Annotated in this window: 2 protein-coding genes; both read right to left on the bottom strand. The window is 53.1% G+C overall.

Annotated features, from left to right (window positions below):
* Positions 1-17 precede the first annotated feature (17 nt).
* A complete protein-coding gene (locus WEB54_RS07315; protein ID WP_368054596.1) occupies positions 18-1,049 on the bottom strand; it encodes a histone deacetylase family protein in 1,032 nt (343 codons plus the stop codon).
* 144 nt (positions 1,050-1,193) lie between these two features.
* The gene (locus WEB54_RS07310) at positions 1,194-1,703 is read right to left on the bottom strand and encodes a PEP-CTERM sorting domain-containing protein (RefSeq protein WP_368054594.1); all 510 of its coding nucleotides are present in this window, start codon (positions 1,701-1,703) and stop codon (positions 1,194-1,196) included.
* Between the last annotated feature and the right edge of the window lie 136 nt (positions 1,704-1,839).

The raw sequence follows: 1,839 nt of genomic DNA, 5'->3' as shown, positions 1-1,839 counted from the left end.
CAGGGTGTATTGGTAGCTCATAAGCCCGACTCAAACCCTTCCAGCACATTCACCGCATTGACGCCAATGGCTTCCACATCATACCCGCCTTCCATGGTGAACAGGGTGGGCAGGTTTAACTGAGCGATGCGCTGGCCCATGGTGAGGTAATCTGCTGAGGTCAACTTAAAGAAGGAGATCGGGTCGCCTTCGAATGTATCCACACCCAGTGCCACGATGACTGCATCCGGGCCGTATTGTTCGATTTCCCGACAGGCACGCTCCAGCCCTTCCTGCCAAACACTGAACGGCGTATTGGGCGGGTAAACAATGTTGAGATTGTAACCCGCTCCGGCACCTTCGCCGGTTTCGTCTTCAAAGCCGAGAAAATGAGGGAATGCCTGGTCCGGGTCGCCGTGCAGGCTAATGGTGAGCACGTCGTCGCGGTTATAAAAGATGCTTTGGGTGCCGTTGCCGTGATGGAAGTCGACATCGAGAATCGCTACTCGCTTTGCGCCCTGGTCTAAAAACGCCTGAGCGGATATCGCCGCATTGTTAAAGAAGCAGTAGCCACCGTACATATCGGCTGCGGCATGATGCCCGGGTGGGCGGCACAGGGCGAAGGCGGCCCGGTCGCCACCGGCTATTCGTTTTTGCGCGGTAAGGGCAACCTGCGCGGACGCATAGGCGGCATCCCAGGTGCCTTCGGTGATGGAAGATTCAGCTGAAAAGCTGAAATACCCCAGCCGACCATCAATGTCTTTGGGTTCCCGGTGTCTCATGCCCCGTCCGGCCCAGATGGCAGGTATGGCCTCCCCCGGTTTCCCCGCAGCAGTCCACTCGTCCCAGCACTGTTTGAGGAAGTCGACATAGTCGGCACTGTGAATTCTGAGTATTGGCTCGAGTCCGAATTCTTCCGGTTCGATAACATCCCCCAGCTTCTGATGAATCACCCGCGCCAGGATGGTCTCGGCCCGGGACGGTTTTTCGTAGGGTTCGACCAGAATGCCGCCATCCAGTTCAGATTTGGCAGTACGGCGGTGGTGCAAGGGCGAGAAAACAGTTTTCATTGCGGCTAAGATCCGTGAATTTGGGAAAACGCACTTTCTCACAGCTCAACGGATGTCTCAATGGTTTAACCATGTGCCAGGCCTTACCTTTCGGGCATAAAAAAACCCACCGTCAGGTGGGTTTCAGCAATACCGACTGGTAAATTAGGCGGTGGCATCTTTGCGACGACGAGCAACGAACAGACCGAACAGGCCAGCACCTACAAGCGCAATGGTGCCAGGCTCAGGAACTTCGGTAATCACGGACAGTACTGAATTGCCAAGATAGAAATCGCCCCACAGTGAGGTCACTGAGACGTCAAGCATGCCGTTGGCATTCAACGATGCCAGCGCTTCCAGTCCCAAATCGTTATGAAAGTTGTTCGTGTAGAACGTAAAGCCGTCGGTGTCGAAATCGAAGTCGTCAACGACAACTAAAGTCCACTCGAATGTTTCCCACCACTGGTCCTGATCATCACGAATGTCGATGCTCAAAGAGCCGCTAGTCGCGGAGCCCAGCATAAAGCCATCGTCATTAATATCGTGAGTGTAGGAATACGACTGCCAGGTAGACAGATACTGATTATTCTCAACGGTATCTGTGATCAGACCAGCATGGGCGACGGATATACCCGCCACCAGACCCGCTAGTGTTAAGCCTAAAGTTTTCAACATGATTTCACCCTATCCTTTGAGAGAAATGTTTTACTTCTACAACTCCTTTTTGTGCCATTTGCATGGCTTTCTATATGGGTGCATTAATCACACCATAGTCTTAAATGATCTGTATGGCCCAGCGGCCTTATTTTGG

Origin of the sequence: Saccharospirillum sp. (genome assembly GCF_040881935.1) — a bacterium.
Lineage (GTDB): Bacteria > Pseudomonadota > Gammaproteobacteria > Pseudomonadales > Natronospirillaceae > Saccharospirillum.
Note: the sequence above shows the minus strand (reverse complement) of the source record. Positions and strands in the feature narration are given on the sequence as shown.